Source organism: Thalassomonas sp. RHCl1, assembly GCF_947387555.1.
Taxonomy (GTDB): Bacteria; Pseudomonadota; Gammaproteobacteria; order Enterobacterales; family Alteromonadaceae; genus Thalassomonas.
Genome location: NZ_CANDNZ010000022.1, coordinates 1 through 21,453 on the forward strand (window position 1 = coordinate 1; position 21,453 = coordinate 21,453).

Here is a 21,453-nt window from a genome sequence, read left to right on the forward strand (position 1 = left end):
ATTGTCTGATATCGGATTTTGAAGCCTTTAAAAGATCGGTCAAGTGATCATTTATTTTCTTAACTGATCGGCATTACGCTTTATGCGGCTTTTTTATGATGGAGCTTGGTTTACATGGCTGCAATTTGCTCTTTTTGCTCAAGCATTTTTGCTAAGGTTGACTCGGCATCGGCGAGCTTCTCTTTTTCCTTGTTAATCACTGCTTCCGGCGCCTTACTGACAAAGTTTTCATTGCTGAGCTTGCCGCGGACACGTTCTACGTCTTTGGTGAGCTTTTCAATGGCTTTGCTTAAGCGGGCCAGTTCAGCGTCTTTGTCGATATTACCTGCCATAGGGATCATCACTGTCATGGCGCCGATCACCGCGGTAGCAGAAGCCGGGCCGTTATCGTCACTGGCTAATACTTCAATGCTGTCAAGCTTCGCAAGGGCGCTTAAAAACGGCTTATTCTCATCAAGGCGGCGTTGGTCGTCGGCATCGACATTTTTCAAAAATACCGGCAACGGTTTGCTTGGAGAGATGTCCATTTCGCCGCGGATATTACGAATGGCAACAATAAACTGTTTCACCCACTCCAAATCGTCAATAGCGGTTTGATCGCATAACGCGGCATCAAACTGCGGGAAGCTTTGGATCATGATGCTGTCGGTGCCTTTGGCGGCTTTCTCGGCGAAATCCGTTAACGGCATAACACGTTGCCAGATGGTTTCCGTGATATAAGGCATGATAGGGTGCATCAGGCGCAATAATTGCTCCAGGATATTGACCAGGGTGTGGCGGGTGCCACGTTGCTGGGCTTCGCTGCCGTTAAACAGCACAGGTTTAGTCAGTTCCAGGTACCAGTCACAGAACTGGTTCCAGGTGAACTCATATAACGCTTGCGAGGCCTGGTCAAAACGGAAGTTTTCAAAGGCTTCATGTACGGTTTTAATGGTTTGCTGGAACTGGCCGGTGATCCAGCGATCCGCCAGCGATAATTCCATGTCGCCGCCGGTGCGGCCGCAATCCTGCTCTTCAGTGTTCATCAGCACATAACGGCTGGCATTCCATAACTTGTTACAGAAATTGCGGTAACCGTCCAGGCGCTTCATATCCCAGTTGATATCACGGCCGGTTGAAGCCAGCGAGGTCAGGGTGAAACGCAGGGCATCGGTGCCGTGGGCTTCTATGCCGTCAGGGAATTGTTTCTTGGTGGCTTTGGCAATCTTGGCCGCCAGTTTCGGCTGCATCATGTTGCCGGTGCGTTTTTCCAGCAGGCCTTCGAGGGAGATACCGTCAATCATATCTAACGGATCCAGGACATTACCTTTAGATTTTGACATCTTCTGACCGTCGTCATCACGGATCAAACCTGTCATATAAATCTTTTTAAACGGTACCTGAGGTTTGCCGTTTTCATCTTTATTGAAATGCATGGTCATCATGATCATGCGGGCAACCCAGAAGAAGATAATATCGAAACCCGTTACCAGCACATCGGTAGGATGGAAGGTTTTCAAATCGTCGGTTTGCTCCGGCCAGCCTAAGGTGGAGAAAGTCCACAGCGCGGAAGAGAACCAGGTATCAAGCACGTCGTCGTCTTGTCTCAGCGGTACCAGAGGTTCTATATTGTGTTTCTCGCGTACTTCTGCTTCGGTGCGGCCAACATAAACCTTGCCCTGGTTATCATACCAGGCGGGTATTCTGTGTCCCCACCACAGCTGGCGGGAAATACACCAGTCCTGGATATCGCGCATCCAGGAGTAATAGAGGTTTTCGTATTGCTTAGGCACGAATTCGATTTGGCCGTCTTTAACCGCATCAACGGCGGGACCTGCCAGTTTTTCAACGCGCACATACCACTGGTCGGTTAATAGCGGCTCGATGATCACGCCTGAGCGGTCACCGTAAGGGGCTACTAAGTCGTGATCTTTAACTTCTACCAATAAACCTAAGTTTTCGAATTGATCAACGATTGCCTTACGGGCAACAAAACGATCTAAACCGGCAAAGGCTTCTGGCAAGGCGGTGTCGTAGGCGTCGCTTGGCTCACCTTTAGTGTCGTAAACTTCTGCTTGTGGCAGGATGGCGGCATTAATATCCAGGATATTAATGAGCGGCAGGTTATGACGTTTACCGACTTCGTTATCGTTAAAGTCATGGGCCGGGGTGATTTTCACACAGCCGGTGCCTTTTTCCATATCGGCATGGTCATCACCAACGATAGGAATTAAACGGTTTACCAGCGGCAATAATACATGTTTGCCGATCAGGTCTTTATAACGTTCGTCATTAGGGTTTACCGCAACCCCGGTATCACCCAGCATGGTTTCAGGACGGGTGGTGGCCACGACTAAATAGTCTTTACCTTCGGTGGTTTTTGCACCGTCGGCCAAAGGATAACGTAAGTGCCACATATGGCCTTTTTTATCCTTGTTTTCCACTTCCAGGTCAGAAATGGCGGTATGGAATTTAGGATCCCAGTTAACCAAACGCTTGCCGCGATAAATCAAGTCATCTTCAAATAAGCGCACGAAGACTTCCTGTACCGCTTCAGACATGCCTTCGTCCATGGTGAAACGTTCACGGGTCCAGTCGATGGAGTTGCCTAAACGGCGCATCTGCTGACCGATGGTGCCGCCGGACTCGGCTTTCCATTCCCAAACTTTATCAATAAAGGCTTCACGGCCGTAGTCGTGACGGGTTTTGTCTTCTTCGGCAGCTATTTTACGTTCAACCACCATCTGGGTAGCGATACCGGCATGGTCACAACCCGTTTGCCACAAGGTATTTTTACCTTGCATGCGCTGGTAGCGGATCAGGGTATCCATAATGGTTTGCTGGAAAGCATGACCCATGTGCAGGCTACCGGTGACATTTGGCGGCGGTATGGCAATGCTGTAGCTGTCGCCTTCGCCGGTAGGGCTAAAATAACCTTTCTCTTCCCAGCTCTGGTAAAGAGATTGTTCGATATCGGAGGGATTAAACGTTTTTTCCATCGGACTAGTACTTAATTTTTAATAACATGTTTTGATTCACCGGCGGCCGGGGCAGGTTGGGTATCAACCTGGAATCCCCACTGGCGGCAGGTGCGGAAACGGTCACGCGCCTGCTGCTTTTGTTCTTCGTCCGCCGGGACAAAATCTATGATATGTGAAAACTGATTAGCAAAGTTTGGCACTGTGCTGGTTAAATTAATTAAAACGGCTCGACGGTTAGTAGGCGCTTGCCAACTGATTTCTACCGCGGCGCCGTTTTTTGGCCCCTCGCCAATGAGGTTGTGAGGGACAAAGCTGTCGGGATCAAAACCCCAGAGCAGCTCATCTATTGCCAGGGCTTGTTCCCGGTCACAGGTGTAAATAAACACCCGCTGATTGCGGCGGTAACATCTCGCTGCCTGGATACAGGCATGAAACAAGGTGTCGTTATTATCCGACTCCTCGTTTAATAATAAAAATGTTACCTGGGTTTGCAGCATAAGCTTATTCGCTTTGTTCCTGGCCTGAACGGTTCAGTAAGAACTGGGTTAGCATGCTGACCGGACGACCGGTGGAACCTTTGTCTTTACCGCCACTGCGCCATGCGGTACCGGCAACGTCCAGGTGCGCCCAGTGGTATTTCTTGGTAAAGCGCGCCAGGAAACATGCGGCGGTAATGGTACCGGCCGGACGGCCACCTAAGTTGGTGAAGTCGGCAAACGGGCTTTCCAGCTGCTCCTGGTACTCATCCCATAACGGCAGGCGCCAGGCGCGGTCGCCACTTTGATCCGAGGCGTTGAGCAGTTCATGGGCCAGCGGGTTATGGGTACTAAGTAAGCCGGTGGCGTGTTTACCTAAGGCAATCACACAGGCGCCGGTTAAGGTGGCAACATCAATAACCGCTTCCGGGTCGAAACGCTCAACGTAGGTTAAGGCGTCACATAATACCAAACGGCCTTCGGCATCGGTATTGAGGACTTCTACTGTTTGTCCCGACATGGTGGTGAGTACGTCACCCGGACGGTAGGCATTGCCGCCCGGCATGTTTTCACAGCCGGCCAGTACGCCGATCACATTAATCGGCAGATCAAGCTCGGCCAGGGCGTGCATGGCGCCTAAGACACCGGCGGCGCCGCCCATGTCGTATTTCATTTCGTCCATGCCTTCGCCCGGCTTGAGGGAGATCCCGCCGCTGTCAAAGGTCAGGCCTTTACCGACTAAAACAATCGGGTTGGAGTCGTCACCGGCGCCATCGTATTTGATGATGCTCATCAAAGATTCGTTTTCAGAGCCGCGGCCCACGGCCAGGTATGACCCCATACCCAACTCGGCCATTTCTTCTTCATCAACCACTGTGGTGGTGACTTTGTCGTATTCGCTTTCCAGGTTTTTCGCCTGGTCGGCTAAATAGGCCGGGTTACAGATGTTTGGCGGCATATTGGCGACATCTTTACAGGTATTGATACCGGCTGCTACCGCCAGACCATGGTTGATGGCGCGCTCACCGATAGGTAATTCGCGGCGGGTCGGCACGTTAAAGACGATTTTGCGTAACGGGCGACGTGGCTCTTCTTTGCGGGTTTTTAAGCTGTTGAAGCTGTAAAGGCAATCTTGTGTTGCTTCTACCGCCTGGCGTACTTTCCAGTAGGTGTCGCGGCCTTTTACATGCAGCTCGGATAAGAAGCAGACTGCTTCCATGGAGCCGGTTTCATTTAAGGTGTTGATGGTTTTGCTGATGATTTGGCGGTACTGGCGTTCATCCAGTTCGCGCTCTTTACCGCAACCGACTAATAAAACCCGCTCGCTTAAGATATTCGGCACATGATGCAATAACAGCATCTGGCCTGATTTACCTTCGAGATCGCCACGGCGTAATAAATTGCTGATATATCCTTCGCTGATCTCATCAAGTTGTTCAGCTATAGCCGAAAGACGACGTGGTTCAAATACGCCAACAACAATACAGGCACTGCGTTGTTTTTCAGGGCTGCCGCTTTTTACACTGAACTCCATGGGGGCTCCTTTGGCAATAACATCTGTTTTCCAGATAAATTATTGGCTTAAACTTATTAAAATTGATAAATAAACAGGTAACTAACAGCTAAGTTTACTATTAAACCGGCCGTGCTAAGGGCTATAATTATAACCGGATCCGCCAGTTTTACCTAAGCAGGTTAACTTTTAATTACTTATAAAAACGACCAGTTTACCGAAAAATCGACGCTATGCCAGAAAAAAACTAAGTTATTCTCTGTCTATGTCATATTCTTTAACGATTTATTGCTTGTTAATGAAAGACAAAAGGGGGCATATCGTTGAAAACGGGTGGGATCTAAGTCAAAATAACGGCATATTTTTTCAGTCACAAAAAGCGCTGGCGGATAGGCCAGTTTCAAATAATCGTTATTTTCCAATTTTAAGTCGTTGTTGAGACTTTTCCCGGGCTTTTTCCGATATAGCAGGGACGGATTATTTGAACGTTTAACTTGGATGTAAAAGCGCTATCGCGCTGAAAGAGCCAAACAGGCAAATGAGGGTTTAGAGGTCAATTTGATTATTTTTCGTTATTTACTAAAGGAAGTTGCCAAAACTCAACTTGCTGTTTTTTTTGTGCTGATGACCATTTTTATCAGCCAGAAATTTGTCCGGGTGCTCGGAGATGCATCTGAAGGGGGCATTCCTGGCCAGCTGGTGATGACCTTTATCGCATTAAGAGTGCCTGATTTGGCGGGGATGCTGTTGCCGCTCAGTTTATTTTTAGGCATCTTGCTGGCATACGGACGGATATACGCCGATAACGAAATGACGGTGTTACATTCCTGCGGTGTCAGTGAATGGTATATTGTGCGGGTGACCCTGGTGCTGAGTTTAATTACCGCCCTGGTGACCGGTTTGTTTACCCTCTATCTGGCTCCTATGGCGGCGGAATATGAATATCAGGTAAAAGAAGAGCTGGCGGCCGATTCGGGATTAAGTGCCCTGGTTTCCGGGCGTTTTCAAAAAACCGGTAACGGCAAGGCGGTGGTTTTTATCCATGATAAAGACAGGGACAGCAATAATCTGGAAAAAGTCTTTGTTGCCCAGTTGCCGGATAACGGCGAAAACCGTGAAAGCATTATCAATTCAAGCCTGGTATATGCCGCTAAAGGGCAAGTGATTGAAGAAGATACCGGCTCGCAGCGCCTGGTATTGGAAGACGGCATACGTTATCAAAACGACGCAGAGCAGGGGGAATTCCGTGCGGTGGAGTTTTCCAAGTATTACATCCAGATCAAAGAGCAGGAAATAGAGCACAAAAGGCGCAAGTTAAACGCCTTGCCGCTGAAAACCTTAATGAGTCAGGATTTACCTGAATATAGTGCCCAGATCCAATGGCGCATTGCCTTCCCGCTTGCCTGTTTAATCTTAACCCTGATTGCAGTGCCGTTAAGTGTGGTAAATCCGCGGCAGGGTAAATTCGGTAAGATGATGCCGGCACTGTTGTTATTCCTCGGCTATTTCTTATTGCTGATTGCGCTGCGCTCAAGCATAGAGCGGGGATCTGTGCCCCATACCCTGGGCTTGTGGCCGATACATGTGCTGGCGTTTTTGTTGGGGTGGTTATTGCTGATCAAAAGCCGCACCAGCGGCATGAAGATCAAGGCGAAACTCCCCTGGGTTGGCCGAAGTAAAACCACAAAAGGAGCGGCATAATGCGTATTCTTGACTGGTATATCGGCCGGATTATCACCTCTACCACTTTTATCACCCTGGCGGTATTTGTCAGCGTCAGCGGCATTATCAAGTTTGTTGAGCAGATGAAAAGCGTGGGTAAAGGCAATTATGACCTTGCCCATGCCGCTCTGTATGTGCTGTATGCCATTCCCCGTGATGTGGAAATCTTCTTCCCGATGGCGGCGCTGATTGGTGGCCTGATTGGTATAGGTATGCTTGCCAGCAACAGTGAGCTGGTGGTGATGCAGGCGGCGGGACTTTCCCGGCTCGATATCATCAAATCGGTGATGAAAACCGCGATGATCTTAGTGGTGGTAAGCATGGCGGTGGGCGAATGGCTGGCCCCCAGCGGTGAAGCAGCCGCCAGGGAAATCCGCGCTCAGGCGATATCTGGGGGCAGTTTGATCTCGGCTAAAAACGGCATCTGGGCCAAAGACGGCGATTATTTTGTCCATATCACCGAGGTTGAAGATCAGGGGCGGCTTAACAAGGTACAGGTATACCGCTTTAATGAACAGTTGAAACTCGATAGCTGGTTGTCGGCAGAAAGCGCCGTGTATGTTGATAAAGCCTGGCAGTTAAATAATGTTGTTGATACCAGTATCAAGGACGAACAAATCACCCAGAAAAAAGCGCATATCCAAAGCTGGCAATCCAGCCTGACCCCGGAAAAGCTAGGCGTGGTGACGGTAAAGCCTGAGTCTCTGTCGGTACGTGGCCTGCTTAATTACCTGGATTATCTTAAAGCCAATGAGCAGGATCAGAGCCGTTATCTGCTGGCATTTTGGCGTAAGGCGATGCAGCCGGTAACCGTGGCTGTGATGTTGCTGGTGGCGCTGTCGTTTATTTTTGGCCCGCTACGCTCTGTGTCTATGGGGGCGCGGATCATGATGGGGGTCGGTACCGGTATCTTGTTCTTTGTTTGTAATGAAGTGCTTGGTTCTTTGAGCCTGGTGTATCAGTTCCCGCCGATACTTGGGGCTATGATGCCGAGTGTGATCTTTATTACCGTGGCCCTGTATTTCATGAATAAAAGGGCCGGTTAGCCGTTTTTTATTAGCAAATAGCGGATACCATTTCATTAAAAAACCTCAAGTGCTGCATGGCACTTGAGGTTTTTTTATAGATGAAAGCATCTATTTTGGAAGGTTAGACTGTGGAGGTAATCAAGGCGGTGTGCAGTTCACCAGGATTACAGACGCCCTCTGTTGGCTTCTTTGGATAAGGTGACCACTTCGGTATCTGTTAACTTATCTTGCAGGCTTAACTTGTTTTTTCTGTCGAGCAATACCCAGATATTGCCTAAACCAAGCAAAGTCGGCAGCAAGCGCTTAATGGCGGTTCTTTTGCTGATTAAGCTGCCGTCCTGGTTTTGCACCCTTAAACGCCAGGCTTTCATGCCTAAGGTTTGGCCGCTTTTTGACCAGAACCAGACAAAGAAAAATGCCACCCAGCCAAGGTTCCAGCCATAAATCAACACGCTGTAGACAATAGAGCTTTGTTGTAAGTCAATCAGGTGATCATGACCTTGCATCGACAAAACACCGTAATTAACCAGCAAGCCAAAGATTAAAAAGCTTATTGCTCCGGCGGCCATATAAACGGCAACTGACAGCAACACATCATAAACCCAACCGCCGAAGCGGCGCATAAAACCGGCGCGGGGAAAGGTTTCTTGTGTCGCGTTTTGTCTTGAGTCTTGAGTCGTGTCTGTCATAAGTTGCACCCGGAAAAATTTGCGCTAGTCTAGCAAATGCCCTGCTTGAGGTGAAGGGGCAGCTTAATTGCACTGAAGCGCGAAATTTAAGCTTTTGGCCGGGTTTTGCCTAAAGAAGCAGCAGACGGATGAAAATCCTGATAAAAGTGTTGCCATGCCTGGTTTTTTTCGTATAATGCCTGCCACTTCAATATGTTTTTGCTTTAAACATATTTGATGTCACTGTGTCGCCGGAGTGGTGGAATTGGTAGACACGACGGATTCAAAATCCGTTGCCTTCGGGCGTGACGGTTCAAGTCCGTCCTCCGGTACCATTTCTTGTTTATAGGCAAGAAAACAATAAACCAGCTTAGTGCTGGTTTTTTTGTGTCTGAAGTCTTGTGCATCTTTATCGAAAAAGCCCCAGTTAAACGCATTATTCATAAAAATACAGGGATAAATTACTCGTTCAATAATGAATAGATCATTTATACTATTTTCATTGATATTTCATCATTAGCCGTATCCATATTTCAAAGGAATGAAAAATGACTACAGCAAATCTGGCGCCTTTGCCTATCCCTGAAGAATACGCCATCCATATCGTTGAGAAAGCCATGCCGGTGGATCAGCTGATTATGATCCTTTACGACTTCCCTGAACAAATAGTCTATGACCATTTTAAACTGGTCAATTCACATATTAAAAATGACGAGGTACACCCCGGACAGATAGTGCTGTTGTCACCAGCTGATGCCACTCAATGCACTATTGAAGAAGCTGAGTTTTTAAAAGTGGCGGAACAGGTTGATCTAACTCTGCTACAGCTTTCAAATTCAGAGCGGGAAATACTGGCAAGACGTTATGATTTGCTATCTAGTATTGGCTCTTATTCCGGGTTATTGCTTGGTGTGGCCAATAGTTCATGGACTGCTCACGTGAAGCAGGTGGAACTTATCCTGAAAGATATCGAAGAAACTTATGTTACCAGCTATAACCGGCAGGGAAATCTGAATAATCAAATATTCTTTCAACGACGTAGAATGCACTTCACCCGTTTAGATGCCGCTTTGAGCCGGTTGGGGCAGCCTGAAATCAGTGGCAGGATACTTCCCGGAGATATTCGCAGTAACCTGGGCTTAAGTTCTAAAAGTACTATTCGCCAATGGAAGAAATTAGGCGGGGCTGCTGAAACCATACCAAACTTTGCACGAAACTATGAAGCTGTAGCTAAGATGTCGCGTAACTTAAAACGTGTAGGTTATGTTGGTATTGCTTTAACGGGCCTTGATGCCAGCCTCAATATTCGTATAGCCTGCATTGCCGGTGATGAAGAGACATGCAGGCAAACAAAATATAGTGAAACCGGTAAAGCTATAGCTAATGTTGCTGGTGGGTTAGCGGTTGGTTATCTGACTACATGGGGGACTTGTTCGTTAATTTTCAGTTTACCTTCGGGAGGCACAAGTGCATTTTGGTGTGCTTTAGTTGCCGGAGCTGGTGGTGGCTATGCAGGAGGGCTTGGAGGCGGCTCTCTTGGGGAAGAATTAGGAATGATTTTATACGCAGCTAATGCTCAGCATTAGCTTGGAGTTAAGCAATAATGAATCATGAAACCATTATCTATATTGCAGCAATGATTGGAGCTGTAGCTTGTGTAGGCATCTTTATCTGGGTTGGCTTAGTCCTTTATTTAAAGGCTAAGTGGTTACCTTATGTCGAAGATATTCTTGATGGCCACCGGTTTTATTCTTTAAACATTTTTCTGGCCGGACATGGTGTTTTAAATTATGGCACTGTATTTACCAGCCGCTGGCATGCTAATCGTATGAGTATGTTAGAAAAAAGAAAACAAGTGCCCAAAAAAGTACAGCGGTTATTTATTTTTAGCTTTTATTTTTTTATGGCAAGTGCGGTTTTATTTTTTTGTTCGGCGGGTGTGATTTATTTTTTCAGAAAAATGATATAGCTAGCTCTAGGGCCGTAACTACTTGTATTTTTATGCCAGACGTTTTTTAGACAGGACGAGCAATGGATATCGAAAACATTTTGGATATAGGTATAAGTATTGGGGTGTTATTGGTTTTTATATGGATGGGCTGTGTCTTATATCTGAAAAATAAGTGGTTGTGCTTTATTGAAGATAGGCTTGAAGATGGGCGTCATTGGTATTCTCTTAATTTCTTTTTGGCAGGTCATGGAACATTGCACTATGCCACTGTATTCCTGAGTAAATTCCATGCCAGACGTTATGGGCTATTGGAAAAGAGAGATAAAGTACCTCTGCATGTGCAGCGATTATTTATTATGGTTTATTGTCTTTTTATGACCAGTATTATCTTGCTTTTTGGCTTTTCTGGGATTCTCTCTTTTTTACAAGATGGTTAAATCGCATCATATACAGGAATATATGAGAAGGTGGGGGAGTAGCTAATTTAAAGGATATATTGTCAAGTTAGCTCTATTAATTGATATGCTATTAACTACAGATGAAATATTATTTTTGCTCGTATTGGGAGTTGGCTTTTCAGGGATTTTTATTTTTATCTGTTTTACCTTCTATTTAAAGTCTCACTGGCTACCTTTTGTTGAAGATATTCTTGATGGGCAAAGGTTTTATTCTTTGAATATTTTTTTCGCAGGGTTAGGGGTTTTGCAATATGCAACCATCTTTCTGAGTAAACTCCATGCAAAGCGTTACGGTATGTTGGAAAAAAGAGAGCAAGTACCTAAAAAAGTCCAGCGCTTATTTATTGCTGGTTTTTGCCTTTTCATGATTAGCGGTTTATTGATGTTTGGTGCTTCTATTTTCTTTGAGGAAGTGAAATAAATTAAGAGGATATTAGCTAACAGGGAGGTATCAATGAGCATTGAAGCCCTTGTGGATATATCGACGACATTGGGATTCATTTTAGGAGCCTGCTGGATTGTTTTTGTGTTCTATCTAAAATCTAAGTGGTTACGATATGTTGAAGACGTTCTTGAAGATGGCCGTCGCTGGTTTTCACTTAATATATTCTTGGCTGGGCATGGCGTATTACATTATGGGACGATTTTTTTCAGTAAATTTCATGCAAAACGTTATGGCATGGTAGATAAGCGGAAGCAGGTACCGGTAAATGTACAGAGACTTTTTATTTTTAGTTTATGTCTTTGCTTGTTGAGTGGATTATTGATGTTCGCCTCTCCTGGCATTATTCACTTTTTTATGATTTCTAGTTAATGGGGCTGGCTATTATCAAGTTCATTTCCATCATTACTTCTATATCACCTTTATTTGTGTCATAGGTGATAGCTAGGCTCAGTTTGCTTGTTAGAGTCACGTTCCCCTCCATTTTACAGCTGATAGCCGCTATACCTGAAATAACGCCTTAACTAAATGACTTATTGGCGTACTGCCATGAAAAGAGTCGCTGAAATTGGCTGAAAAATGCTTGTTTAAGTGAACAAGGCGGATAATCATCTTTAGGGCTGTTGTCACCCGGCAAGGGCATTATCACAAGGAAAGTTTGCGCCGGAACAAAGCTGGGAAAAACCATTGGCGCTACTATAAAACCTTGGGCACTGTCGTTATAACCTGCCATTACTTTATGTGCTGCTTAAAGGTTATTTGATGAAGACAGGTTTTTCTTAAGCCGCCAGTTGGGAAGGTGCAAAATATCATGGAAAAAATGTTTTGGTTAAAAGTCATTGTCGGCATGGTATCCGGGGTTGCGGTAGGCTTATTGTTGTCGCCGGATGCCCTGGGGTTAATCGAAAAAGATATCGCCTATGCCATAGCTCCCTGGATTGCCCTGGTCGGCAATGTTTTCTTAGAACTGATCAAAATGATCGTGATCCCGCTGGTGATGAGTTCGATCATTATCGGCATTACCAGTGCCGGCGATACCGATACATTGAAGGAGCTGGGACTTAGGATCGCTCCTTATTTTATCTTTACCACGGTAGTCGCGGTTGCTATCGGCATGTCGGTGTCCTTTTTGTTGCAGCCGGGGTTGTCGGTATCAACGGAGGTTTTGCGTTCGCTGCCGCCGGCGGTAGAGGTCAGCAAATCCGCCGAGGCCACTTTTACCACTTTGCCTGACATGATAGTCAAGCTTATCCCGGTCAATTCGGCGCAGGCTGAACTTGACGGCAATATCCTGTTTTTTGTGATCTTGGCGGTCTTTATGGGGGTGGCGCTGATCAATATGAAACACAAAGACGCCCAGCCGTTATTGCAGTTATTCTCATCGCTGCAGGCTTTTGCCATGACCATAGTGGGCTGGACCATGAAACTGGCCCCTTATGCGGTGTTTGGTTTGTTGTGCAGCATCACCATTAAGGTGGGCTTGGATGCCATCGTATCTATGTTCTTTTATATTGCCACGGTTGTCCTTGGTTTGCTGGCGCTGCTGTGCTTTTATTTTATCGTTATATACGTCACTGCAGGCATTCCCCCCTGGCGCATGCTGTCTTTGGTGAAAGAAGTGCAGTTGATGGCATTTTCAACCTCAAGCTCTGCGGCTGTGATGCCCCTGTCCATCGAAACGGCAGAAAACAAGTTAAAGGTGCCGCCGAGTATTTCCAAGTTTGTTATCCCTCTGGGCGCCACGGTGAATATGGACGGTACCGCGCTTTACCAGGTGTGCGCGGCAATTTTCCTGACCCAGCTTTTTGGTATTGATTTAAGCATTAATGAACTGCTGATGCTTTCTATTACCACGGTTGGTGCGTCAATCGGTGCGCCGAGTACGCCCGGGGTCGGCATAGTGATCCTGGCAACCATTTTGCAAAATATCGGGGTGCCGGTGGAAGGCATAGCGCTTATCCTGGGGGTGGATCGCATCTTGGATATGTGCCGGACAACAATAAATGTTACCGGCGATTTAACGGCTTCGATGGTTATGACTCGCCTGGTGGGCCAGCGGGAAGTTGCAAGCAAGCCGGTAGAGGATGGTCAATCGTGATCCCTGGTACCCTTTAATTTAAGGGGGCTGATGCTTGTTAATTGCAAATGATAAACCGTCCTTAGTGCCGTCGGTGATTATTTCGAAGGGGGAGCCTTGCGAAAGTGTTCAATAACAGGTTCGCTCACCTGAGTGCTTTTTCCTGACTCGCATGCCGTGAGGTAATCTCTATAGGCTGCATCATAAGCATGAACGTGATATTTCAGCTCCAGGTTATTTGGGGCAAACGGAAGTAAATTCAGCTCCTTATTAAAGGCTTCGTTATCAAAAAGGATAATATCCGTGCCGTGAGTTGCTACCGCTTTAACAAAATTAAATCTGCTCTCCAGGGATTTGAGCAGGAAGCTTTTTTTAGGATCCGTGAACCAGGTGCCGGGTTTGAGTAATTGCAGCGGTTGCTTATGGTACCAGCGGTGCTTTTTCTGACATGTCCAGGTATTTCCGGGACCTTTTTCATTACAGGGGTTGAGAGCCAGAACCGACTCTTGATAAGCATATAGGGCAAGTTCAAATTGTGAAGCTTGGGTCAGGCAGCGCATTAATATCTTCCCGTTAATTGCGGACAATTGAGGGCTACTGATCTTGAGTATAGTTTACCGGCTCGTATGAACTTCGGGCATCAGGCGTAAATGTGCTTTTGCCGTTCTGGATTGAAGTTGTAGTAATAAACCCAGAAGGCGCTCTGAAGATTGCATTTAACCCCTTGATAGGAGCTTGGGGGAAAAGGGAAGGGGGGAAGTTTCCATTTTCATGCGCAGAATGACGCTAAGTTTTATCCTGTTTTTTTATCGCTATCCGGTGCTAAAGCTGCCTTGGCCGAATGTAAACCATTACGGACAAATCCAGCGTCAGCCACTGTAAAAACAGCCAGCACCATTATTGCTTTAACCGCTAATAAGGTCTTTCATTAAGAGTGCCCATCCAGTCAACAAAGGAGCGCACAAAAACCAATATTGCCCATTCATTAATGGTCGCAACCCCTGAGTGTACAGACCACTCAGAGGTCGCTAACCACAACGAACTAAACAGGAGTCCGTCATGGCTGAATATCATCATACGTCAGAGCCAAGCTCGGCAAAAGTAAAATATCCCATTTATCGGCAACTTACCGTAGTGGAAACCGTGTGCGAGTCGGCGGTGAAAGTCCGCGGCGTAGGCATTAACTATGCGCCGGTAAAGCTTGAGCCTTGTATCGTGCTCAGGGGGAAATGGTTACACAAGGCCGGTTTTACCGTCGGCCAAAAGGTCAGCATTGTTGTCAATCAAGAGGAGATGAATATCACGCTTAAACAGGGCGGTTGAGCAAATAGCGGTTAAAGCCAGGGCTACTACTGTTTAAGTCACAGCAGTAGCCTTTTTTATCATTAAAACAGTATGATAATGGCTGTCTACGGTTATTGAGCTTTGGCTTCCATGCCATTATAGCGGGCATAAAAGGTCGGTTATATCGTTTTGTAAGGGGTTATGACCCTAATAAACGGCCCTTTAAATCATTGCCATAAGTTTAGAGGAGCGGTCGCTGGTATCCCGGGTGACATGCTCTGACAACTCAACCACATTGCCAACCCCAGCCTGCACCTCCTGGGTAATACTGGATACCATATCGGCATTTTGGGCAATCTCGGCAGTAGTCATGGTTTGCTGCTCGGCAGTGGCGGCAATCGCCTGTATCTTAGCCACGACTTCATCGACACTGATAATAATATCCCCCAGGGAGCTGGCCGCCTTATTGGACATTTCCACGCCGTTCTCAATTTCACCGCCGCTTGCATTGATCAATACCACGGCATTGTCGGTTTCTTTACGCATGGTTTCTATGGCGCTTTCCACTTCCACCGTGGCACTGGTGGTACGGCTGGCCAGCTGGCGCACTTCATCTGCCACTACGGCAAAACCCCGTCCCTGCTCTCCGGCACGGGCCGCTTCAATGGCGGCATTAAGCGCCAGCAAATTGGTTTGCTCGGCAATGCCGCGGATCACACTGAGGATACTTTCAATTTCCTTGCTGTGTTCACTCACCGTGGCAATGGCACTGGCGCTGTTATCAAAGGCGACTTTAATGGCTTCCATATGGGTTAAGGTTTGCTTGACGACCTCTCCGCCGGATTGTGCCAGGTTTGCGGCGTCCGAGGCGCTTTGTGAAGCATCATTACAATTGCCGGAAACCTCTACCGATGAAGTGGAAAGCTCTTCAATCGCTGCGGCAATCTGTGCCATTTGCCCGACCTGATCTTCTATGCTTGACGCCATATCCCGGTTGGCACTGGAAATTTTATCGGTTCCTTTAGACGCATCTACCATAGAGTTTGCCGTTTGTTGTACCAGGGACTTTAAAGAACCAGACATCTTATTTACCGCAACGGTTAAGTTCGCCAGTTCATCTTGCCCTTTAATGGTCAATTCTTTACCTGTCATATCGCCATCGGCAATCTTTTCGGCACGTCCTAAAATCACCGCTAAGCGTTGCAGCAAGTCTTTGCTAAAGAGCAGTGCACAGGCTATCCCTACAGCCAGCGAAATCAGGGTCAGAATGACTAAATTGGTTTTTAATGCCTGTACCAGGCCGGCGGCTTGTTCGGTATCTGTTACTAGCAATTTCTCCTGGGAGGCTTTCATTTCATCCAGCAAGGTGAGAATTTTTTTCGCTGTCGGTGCCGCCTTGGTGCCGAGCCAGTGGTTCGCCTGATTCCAGTTCGGCGCACTGCGCAGGGCGAACATGTTTTCAGGCAAAGGAGCAAACTGCTGGCGGGTTTGTAAAAATTCCTGCCAATGCCCTTGCTGTGTTTCGGTAAATAATGTCTGTTGGCTGGCATTAATGGTCTTTACCCTGGCCTCATTTACCTGCCATTTTCCGTCAAAGTTTTCTTTGAATTTTTCATCGCCGGATAACAGGTAGGCCCGGATATTTGCCAGCCCCACGGCAAAGGAGCCCCGGGTATCGGCCAGATTTTTCAGCAGGCTTTTGCGTGCTGCAGTCGCCTTTAATTGGGACTCTTCATCAATAATGGCAGTGATACTGGCCAGCATGGCTCCAGCTTTAGGGGCGGCCTGGCTTAACAGTAAATTATAGGAGGGGATATTTTCACCGCTTTGGGCAATGTCTTCAATTTCCTGTTGCGCCTGTTTAAAAACCGCCAATTCTTGCCTGATAGCCTGCAAGCGCTTTACATTTTCCGGTACGGTCCAGTTTTTGGCTAATTGCTGAAACTGCTTTATCGACGCTTCTATTGTTTTCCAGGCTTCGGCACGGGCATTTATCATTAACTCGGCTTTAGCCGGATCTTTTCCCAGGATCATATAACCCCGCAATGCCGCCAGTGAAGCATTAATACCGTTAGTGACATCCTTACCCAAGAGCACGGTTTTCATTCTTAAATTTACCACCCGATCCTGAACTTTTTCATTATCGAGCACCAGGGTGTAGGTTACGCTACCAGAGATAACCATCAAGAATAAGATGACACCAAAAGAGAAGCTTAGTTTTTTACCAATAGATAATTTCATAGCTTTATCAACCTGTTAAAAATATAATTTCAGAATCAGCCAAACTTTTATCAAAAATACAACTCGGATTGATTTGATATAGCTTTTGCCCCCTCTATTTCATTTTCCTGCTCGATGCGATAACGGATACTGAGCAGGCTCTTTTTTGAAAGATAATAAAAGTTATAAGCGTCTTATCCCCCTTTAAAAATCAAGGACTTCTGGTTGGCGTTGATTCTTTTTCTTCTGCTCTTCCCTGGCGTGGACACGTGTGGTTTTTGGCGGTTAAGGATAAACATAATTTTCTCCTTCATATCGATAGATGGGAAATATAAGCGACATCAAGCAACCCCTGGATATTGTCCGCTTTTTCCGGGCGGGATATATAGTAGCCCTGCACTACGTCACAGCCAATCGAGCACAATTGCTGGCAATGCTCCTGTTCTTCCACCCCTTCGGCCACCACTTTTAGTCCCATCTTATGGGCCATATTGGTAATGGCCTGCACTATGTGGATGTCATCTTTGTGGTGATGCAGGTCTTTAATAAAGGAGCGATCGATCTTCAGGGTATCAACGGGCAGTGATTTAAGATAAGCAAAGGAAGAATAACCGGTACCGAAGTCGTCGATTGATATGCATACTTTACGTGCTTTCAATGCTTTAAGCATAGGGATGATCACATCCATATTTTGCATCATCATGTTTTCGGTTATTTCGATTTCCAGGCATTCTGCGGGCAGGTTATATTTTTTCAATGTTTTATCTATATCTTCCAAGAGCTTGCCATTATTGAAATGACCCGCCGATATGTTGACCGCAGTAGTGATCTTATACCCTTGTGTATGCCATAGCTTGGCTTGTCGACAGGCTTCATCGAGTACCCATTCGCTGAGCGGTAAAATCAAACCCGAAGCTTCTGCTGCCGGGATGAAGTTAATCGGCGATACTATGCCATGCTCCGGGTGTTGCCAGCGGATCAGTGCTTCGACTCCTTCAATCTCGGCGGTGGCCATATTGAGCTTAGGCTGGTAGGTTAAAAAGAATTCCTTTTTTTCCAAGGCATTGCGGATGTCAGATTCCAGTAATAATGAATCTTTTATTTGTTTGTTTATGTCTTCGTTGTAGAAGCAGAAGGAGCTGCGTGCTTCTTTTTCATTATGACGCAGGGCATCGCGGGCCCTTTCGATTAAATCAACCGGGGATTTTGAATCTCGCGGATAAACACTGACACCGACCTTAAGGTTGAGCGACAGGCTATGTTTATCAATATGCAGTGGACGTGTTAATTTTTCACGGATCATATTGATATAAAAAATAAATTCTCGTCCGGTGTCGGAAAATGGCACGATAAAGGCAAACTCATCGTTACATACCCGGTAAAGGCTGGTTTGATAACCTATGGCGCTATCGATGCGCTTGGCTATTTTTTGCAGAACAGTATCGCCAAAAGGAAAGCCAAATTCCTGGTTGATATAGGAAAAACTTTCGATATCAAGATAAATCAGGGCAACTTGCTTAGAAAAGTTGGCGGCATAGTGGCAGGTTTGTACCAGGCGATCCTCCAGCAGGTAGTGGTCGGGCAACCGGGTAAGGGCATCGTGGTTGGGCAGGTAGTTTGTCAGCGAGCCTTCGGCTTTAAGGTCGGTTATATCGTTGTAGATTGCCAGATATTGAGTGCCTTCATTCTGGTTGCCCTCGACCAGTGCGATGGTTGACATAAACAGCAGCGCCTGACCGCTTTTGTTGCGGTTCCAGATTTCCCCCTGCCAAGATTTTTCTTCAAGCAAGGTTTCCCACATGTCCCGGTAGAATGCGGCATCGTGACGCTCCGAACGCAAAATTTTAATAGGACCGTTGAGTAACTCTTCTGCAGCGTAACCCATCAATTCGCAAAAGGCGCGGTTTACCCATTCAATCGTGCCCTGCTCATTGGTGATCACCATGCCTTCGGTGGCGTTTTCTAAAATGGTGTTGGCGATCATTAATTGCTGCTGTGCTCCCCGCAATTCGGTGATATCTTGCACCGTGGCAATTAAATGGCGGGTGCGGGTTTCTTCATCAATAAAATCTTCGCCATGATGGCGTATGGTTTTTTCATTACCGTCTTGTGTGGTTATTTTGTGCTCAATATCCCAAAAGGCAGGCTCTCCCTGCTGAAAGGAACGAATGGAGTTGTCGATCACTGTCCTGGCTTCCTGATCCACCTGGCTGAGCAGGCTGCTGAGCTGAGTGTTTTCGCTGTCGGTCAATCCCAGGACCCGGTAGCATTGGGCAGTAAAACCGGCCTTATTTTCCCTGTCGATCAGATCCCAGCTACCGACTCCTGCAACTTCCTGCGCCTTTTCCAGGCGATACCGTTCCAGGCTGAGCTCTGCTTTGCGTTGTTTAAGCTCGCGGAGCTGGCCATCTAATAATGACGATTGTTGTTTCAATTGTTGTTTTTGAGCATCCATCGCCAAGAATACCTTGACTTTACTTAGCAGTACTTCCTCTTCGATAGGCTTAAATAAAAAATCAACACCACCGGCGGCATAACCTTTGAACATATGCTGCTGGGCTTTACAAATGGCGGTGACAAAAATAATAGGGATATTGCGTGTGCGTTTGATGCTGCGGAACATCTCGGCGGTTTCATAGCCATCCATTCCGGGCATCTGCACGTCGAGCAAAATAATGGCAATATCCAGATCCAGGGACAGCTCCAGGGCTGCTTCGCCGGAACTGGCCTGGATAATGTCACAATCAAGGCTCTCAAGTGTGGCCTCTAATGCGATTAAATTTTCGGGTCGATCGTCGACAATTAATACCGATGCTTTGTTCATTTACTGCCTCCCGAGTTAGCTTTTCTGACAGAGACAGGCCCGCCCTTGGTATCAAACGAGACTAAATTATTCTCTGCCGGTTGCGTAAAAATGCTGAGCTTTTGTGGAATAATTAAGGTAAAACAACTGCCTTTGCCTGGCTCGCTGGCGACCGTGATATAACCTTCGAGCAGGGTTGCCATACGGTTACATACCGCGAGACCAAGTCCGACACCTTCGACTTTTCTGTTTACCGAAGCGTCGAGTTGGGTGAAATCCTGGAAGATCTGGTTGACGTCCTCAACCGCCATACCAATGCCGGTATCCTGCACCGACAAGTGAATAAAAGACTTGGCACCGGCCTGGCTATCATCGGGTCGGCACTCCTGAGTGACCTTGACAGTGATTTTGCCGGCATCGGTAAAGTTTATGGCGTTGGTGAGCAGATTGTTGACTATCTGGAACAGTTTAAATGGATCGCTGTGCACGGGTTCGCTCAGCAGTTTTGCCGAGATATCAATATTGATATCCAGCTTTTTGGCCAGCAGCGCCTGCTCACAGGGGACGATAACATTGCTGATCAGCTCTTCAATATAGAATTCGCTGCATTTTACTTCCATGTCGCCGGCGTCGATCTTCGCGATATCCAGGATGTTGTTGACTATGGCGAGCAGGCGATCGGCCGCGGATGTAATTGTTTGGCAGTAGGTCAGTAATTTCGGGGTCTGTGTGATGCGGGGATCGCAGGCAAGTTTTTTCGTTAGCAAGGTGATGCTGTTTAACGGTGAACGAAATTCATGCGAGATATTGGCGGTAAAGTCGCGCTTGTAGGCGTTCAATTGATGCAATTGGCTGGTGCGTTGCTTTATTTTAGTGTCTTTTAGCGCTAACTCCCGACGCGCCTGGTTGATATTCTTGATAATTTCATCTTGCTCGGCGGGTGAGGCGAGATCAGCATTTAGCTGTCCCCGGCCCAGTGCGGTGACGCCGTCGCGTATGGTGGTTAAATAGACGCCCAGCGCCTGGTAATCTTGTGCCAGCCTGCCTATTTCATCATTTCCCTGATAATTAACCGTCGCAGCCAAATCGCCATTTTTTAACTGGCTACTTGCTTGTTGCAGTTCACGCAGGGGATTGAGCAGCTTGCGGTATATTATTCTGTGGAGTAAAAATACCAGTAAAAGCAAGGCGGCAGCAATGATGGCGCTGGCCCGGTTCGCCTCCCGGTAGGCCGATTGCAAAGCCTTTTCAATCGGGATGCTGATTTCCAGCACACCCCTGAGATCGCCCAGCTGCCAATCGATTTTTGTTGAGTCCGGGTGGTTGTTGTGACAATTAACACAAGTTTCACTGCGCATCAGGTCGGCAACACTGTATTGAAGCATGCGCTGGCCGTTTTGCCGGGTGAATTGGATGCGGGCTTTATCGGGGGAGGCTTCAAGCTGTTGCCAGGTTTGCAGCTCTGTTTCCGAGTGAATACCGCTTAATTGCCTGCGCCAGGGAAAAGGGTACGCGGAATATAGACGTATGTTGACATGTTCGATATTCAATGAATGGCTGATATCGTGCACCATGGTAGCCGGTAAAGGCACGACATGCTTGTCTGCACGGTGATCGTGGCTTATTTCCAGTCCCTGGCTTTGCACATCCTTAATGACGTTGGCGGTATAGTAGGCACGCAATTGAGTGAGTAGATTGCTCACTATTTTGGCATTGTCAATGCTGGTATTTTGCACCTGTTCGGTTGCTACCGAGATGATCAGTCGGTTGGCCATAACACTGACTAATAAGCCAAAAAGAAGTATCGGTAACAATAATCGCCAGAAAAGATTCATGGTTGCTCTCCTTGTC

Annotated in this window: 18 protein-coding genes and 1 tRNA gene; 10 read left to right on the top strand and 9 right to left on the bottom strand. The window is 46.9% G+C overall.

Annotated features, from left to right (window positions below; translation table 11 throughout):
- Positions 1 to 110: 110 nt before the first annotated feature.
- From QL234_RS30015 to pepA, 3 genes are read right to left on the bottom strand one after another with little or no spacing between them, the layout of a single operon-like run.
- A complete protein-coding gene (locus QL234_RS30015; RefSeq protein WP_281561407.1) occupies positions 111 to 2,978 on the bottom strand; it encodes a valine--tRNA ligase in 2,868 nt (955 codons plus the stop codon).
- Between the two features lie 11 nt (positions 2,979 to 2,989).
- Positions 2,990 to 3,457: a DNA polymerase III subunit chi gene (locus QL234_RS30020; RefSeq protein ID WP_281561408.1), complete on the bottom strand. Its 468-nt coding sequence runs from the start codon at positions 3,455 to 3,457 to the stop codon at positions 2,990 to 2,992.
- Between the two features lie 4 nt (positions 3,458 to 3,461).
- A complete protein-coding gene (gene pepA, locus QL234_RS30025; protein WP_044836174.1) occupies positions 3,462 to 4,970 on the bottom strand; it encodes a leucyl aminopeptidase in 1,509 nt (502 codons plus the stop codon).
- 537 nt (positions 4,971 to 5,507) lie between these two features.
- Between pepA and lptF the strand changes: the two genes are divergently transcribed.
- Positions 5,508 to 6,650 (top strand): LPS export ABC transporter permease LptF, encoded by a 1,143-nt coding sequence (lptF, locus tag QL234_RS30030; protein WP_281561409.1) that lies wholly within the window; start codon positions 5,508 to 5,510, stop codon positions 6,648 to 6,650.
- A complete protein-coding gene (gene lptG, locus QL234_RS30035; protein WP_281561469.1) occupies positions 6,647 to 7,717 on the top strand; it encodes an LPS export ABC transporter permease LptG in 1,071 nt (356 codons plus the stop codon). The genes lptF and lptG overlap by 4 nt, the downstream gene beginning before the upstream one ends.
- Before the next feature lie 146 nt (positions 7,718 to 7,863).
- Here lptG and QL234_RS30040 read toward each other — a convergent pair whose 3' ends face one another.
- Positions 7,864 to 8,388, bottom strand: a complete 525-nt coding sequence (locus QL234_RS30040) for an RDD family protein (protein WP_281561410.1) — start codon at positions 8,386 to 8,388, stop codon at positions 7,864 to 7,866.
- A 229-nt stretch (positions 8,389 to 8,617) separates the two neighbouring features.
- On the opposite strand from QL234_RS30040, the gene QL234_RS30045 reads away from it, so the two are divergent.
- From QL234_RS30045 to QL234_RS30070, 6 genes are all read left to right on the top strand, one after another.
- Positions 8,618 to 8,702: transfer RNA gene (locus QL234_RS30045), tRNA-Leu, on the top strand.
- A gap of 213 nt (positions 8,703 to 8,915) precedes the next feature.
- Positions 8,916 to 9,953, top strand: a complete 1,038-nt coding sequence (locus QL234_RS30050; RefSeq protein WP_281561411.1) for a hypothetical protein — start codon at positions 8,916 to 8,918, stop codon at positions 9,951 to 9,953.
- A 17-nt stretch (positions 9,954 to 9,970) separates the two neighbouring features.
- Entirely contained in the window at positions 9,971 to 10,336 is a 366-nt protein-coding gene (locus QL234_RS30055) for a hypothetical protein (protein ID WP_281561412.1), read from the top strand.
- A 62-nt stretch (positions 10,337 to 10,398) separates the two neighbouring features.
- Positions 10,399 to 10,755: a hypothetical protein gene (locus QL234_RS30060; RefSeq protein WP_281561413.1), complete on the top strand. Its 357-nt coding sequence runs from the start codon at positions 10,399 to 10,401 to the stop codon at positions 10,753 to 10,755.
- A gap of 85 nt (positions 10,756 to 10,840) precedes the next feature.
- A complete protein-coding gene (locus tag QL234_RS30065) occupies positions 10,841 to 11,197 on the top strand; it encodes a hypothetical protein (RefSeq protein WP_281561414.1) in 357 nt (118 codons plus the stop codon).
- A gap of 33 nt (positions 11,198 to 11,230) precedes the next feature.
- Entirely contained in the window at positions 11,231 to 11,590 is a 360-nt protein-coding gene (locus tag QL234_RS30070; protein ID WP_281561415.1) for a hypothetical protein, read from the top strand.
- 148 nt (positions 11,591 to 11,738) lie between these two features.
- On the opposite strand, the gene QL234_RS30075 is transcribed toward QL234_RS30070, so the two are convergent.
- The gene (locus QL234_RS30075; protein ID WP_281561416.1) at positions 11,739 to 11,951 is read right to left on the bottom strand and encodes a hypothetical protein; all 213 of its coding nucleotides are present in this window, start codon (positions 11,949 to 11,951) and stop codon (positions 11,739 to 11,741) included.
- A 78-nt stretch (positions 11,952 to 12,029) separates the two neighbouring features.
- Between QL234_RS30075 and QL234_RS30080 the strand changes: the two genes are divergently transcribed.
- Positions 12,030 to 13,316, top strand: coding sequence for a dicarboxylate/amino acid:cation symporter (locus QL234_RS30080; protein WP_281561417.1), 1,287 nt, complete (start codon positions 12,030 to 12,032; stop codon positions 13,314 to 13,316).
- 77 nt (positions 13,317 to 13,393) lie between these two features.
- Here QL234_RS30080 and QL234_RS30085 read toward each other — a convergent pair whose 3' ends face one another.
- Positions 13,394 to 13,855 (bottom strand): hypothetical protein, encoded by a 462-nt coding sequence (locus QL234_RS30085; protein WP_281561418.1) that lies wholly within the window; start codon positions 13,853 to 13,855, stop codon positions 13,394 to 13,396.
- 499 nt (positions 13,856 to 14,354) lie between these two features.
- Between QL234_RS30085 and QL234_RS30090 the strand changes: the two genes are divergently transcribed.
- On the top strand, positions 14,355 to 14,618 hold the full coding sequence (locus QL234_RS30090; RefSeq protein ID WP_281561419.1) for a SymE family type I addiction module toxin: 264 nt from the start codon (positions 14,355 to 14,357) through the stop codon (positions 14,616 to 14,618).
- 183 nt (positions 14,619 to 14,801) lie between these two features.
- Here QL234_RS30090 and QL234_RS30095 read toward each other — a convergent pair whose 3' ends face one another.
- From QL234_RS30095 to QL234_RS30105, 3 genes are all read right to left on the bottom strand, one after another.
- Positions 14,802 to 16,820 carry a methyl-accepting chemotaxis protein gene (locus QL234_RS30095; RefSeq protein WP_044833054.1) on the bottom strand — a complete coding sequence of 673 codons (2,019 nt, stop codon included), beginning with the start codon at positions 16,818 to 16,820 and terminating at the stop codon, positions 14,802 to 14,804.
- 289 nt (positions 16,821 to 17,109) lie between these two features.
- Positions 17,110 to 19,623, bottom strand: a complete 2,514-nt coding sequence (locus QL234_RS30100) for an EAL domain-containing protein (RefSeq protein ID WP_281561420.1) — start codon at positions 19,621 to 19,623, stop codon at positions 17,110 to 17,112.
- Complete coding sequence (locus QL234_RS30105; protein ID WP_281561421.1) at positions 19,620 to 21,437, bottom strand: ATP-binding protein; 1,818 nt, start codon at positions 21,435 to 21,437, stop codon at positions 19,620 to 19,622. Before QL234_RS30105 ends, QL234_RS30100 begins: the two co-directional genes overlap by 4 nt.
- Between the last annotated feature and the right edge of the window lie 16 nt (positions 21,438 to 21,453).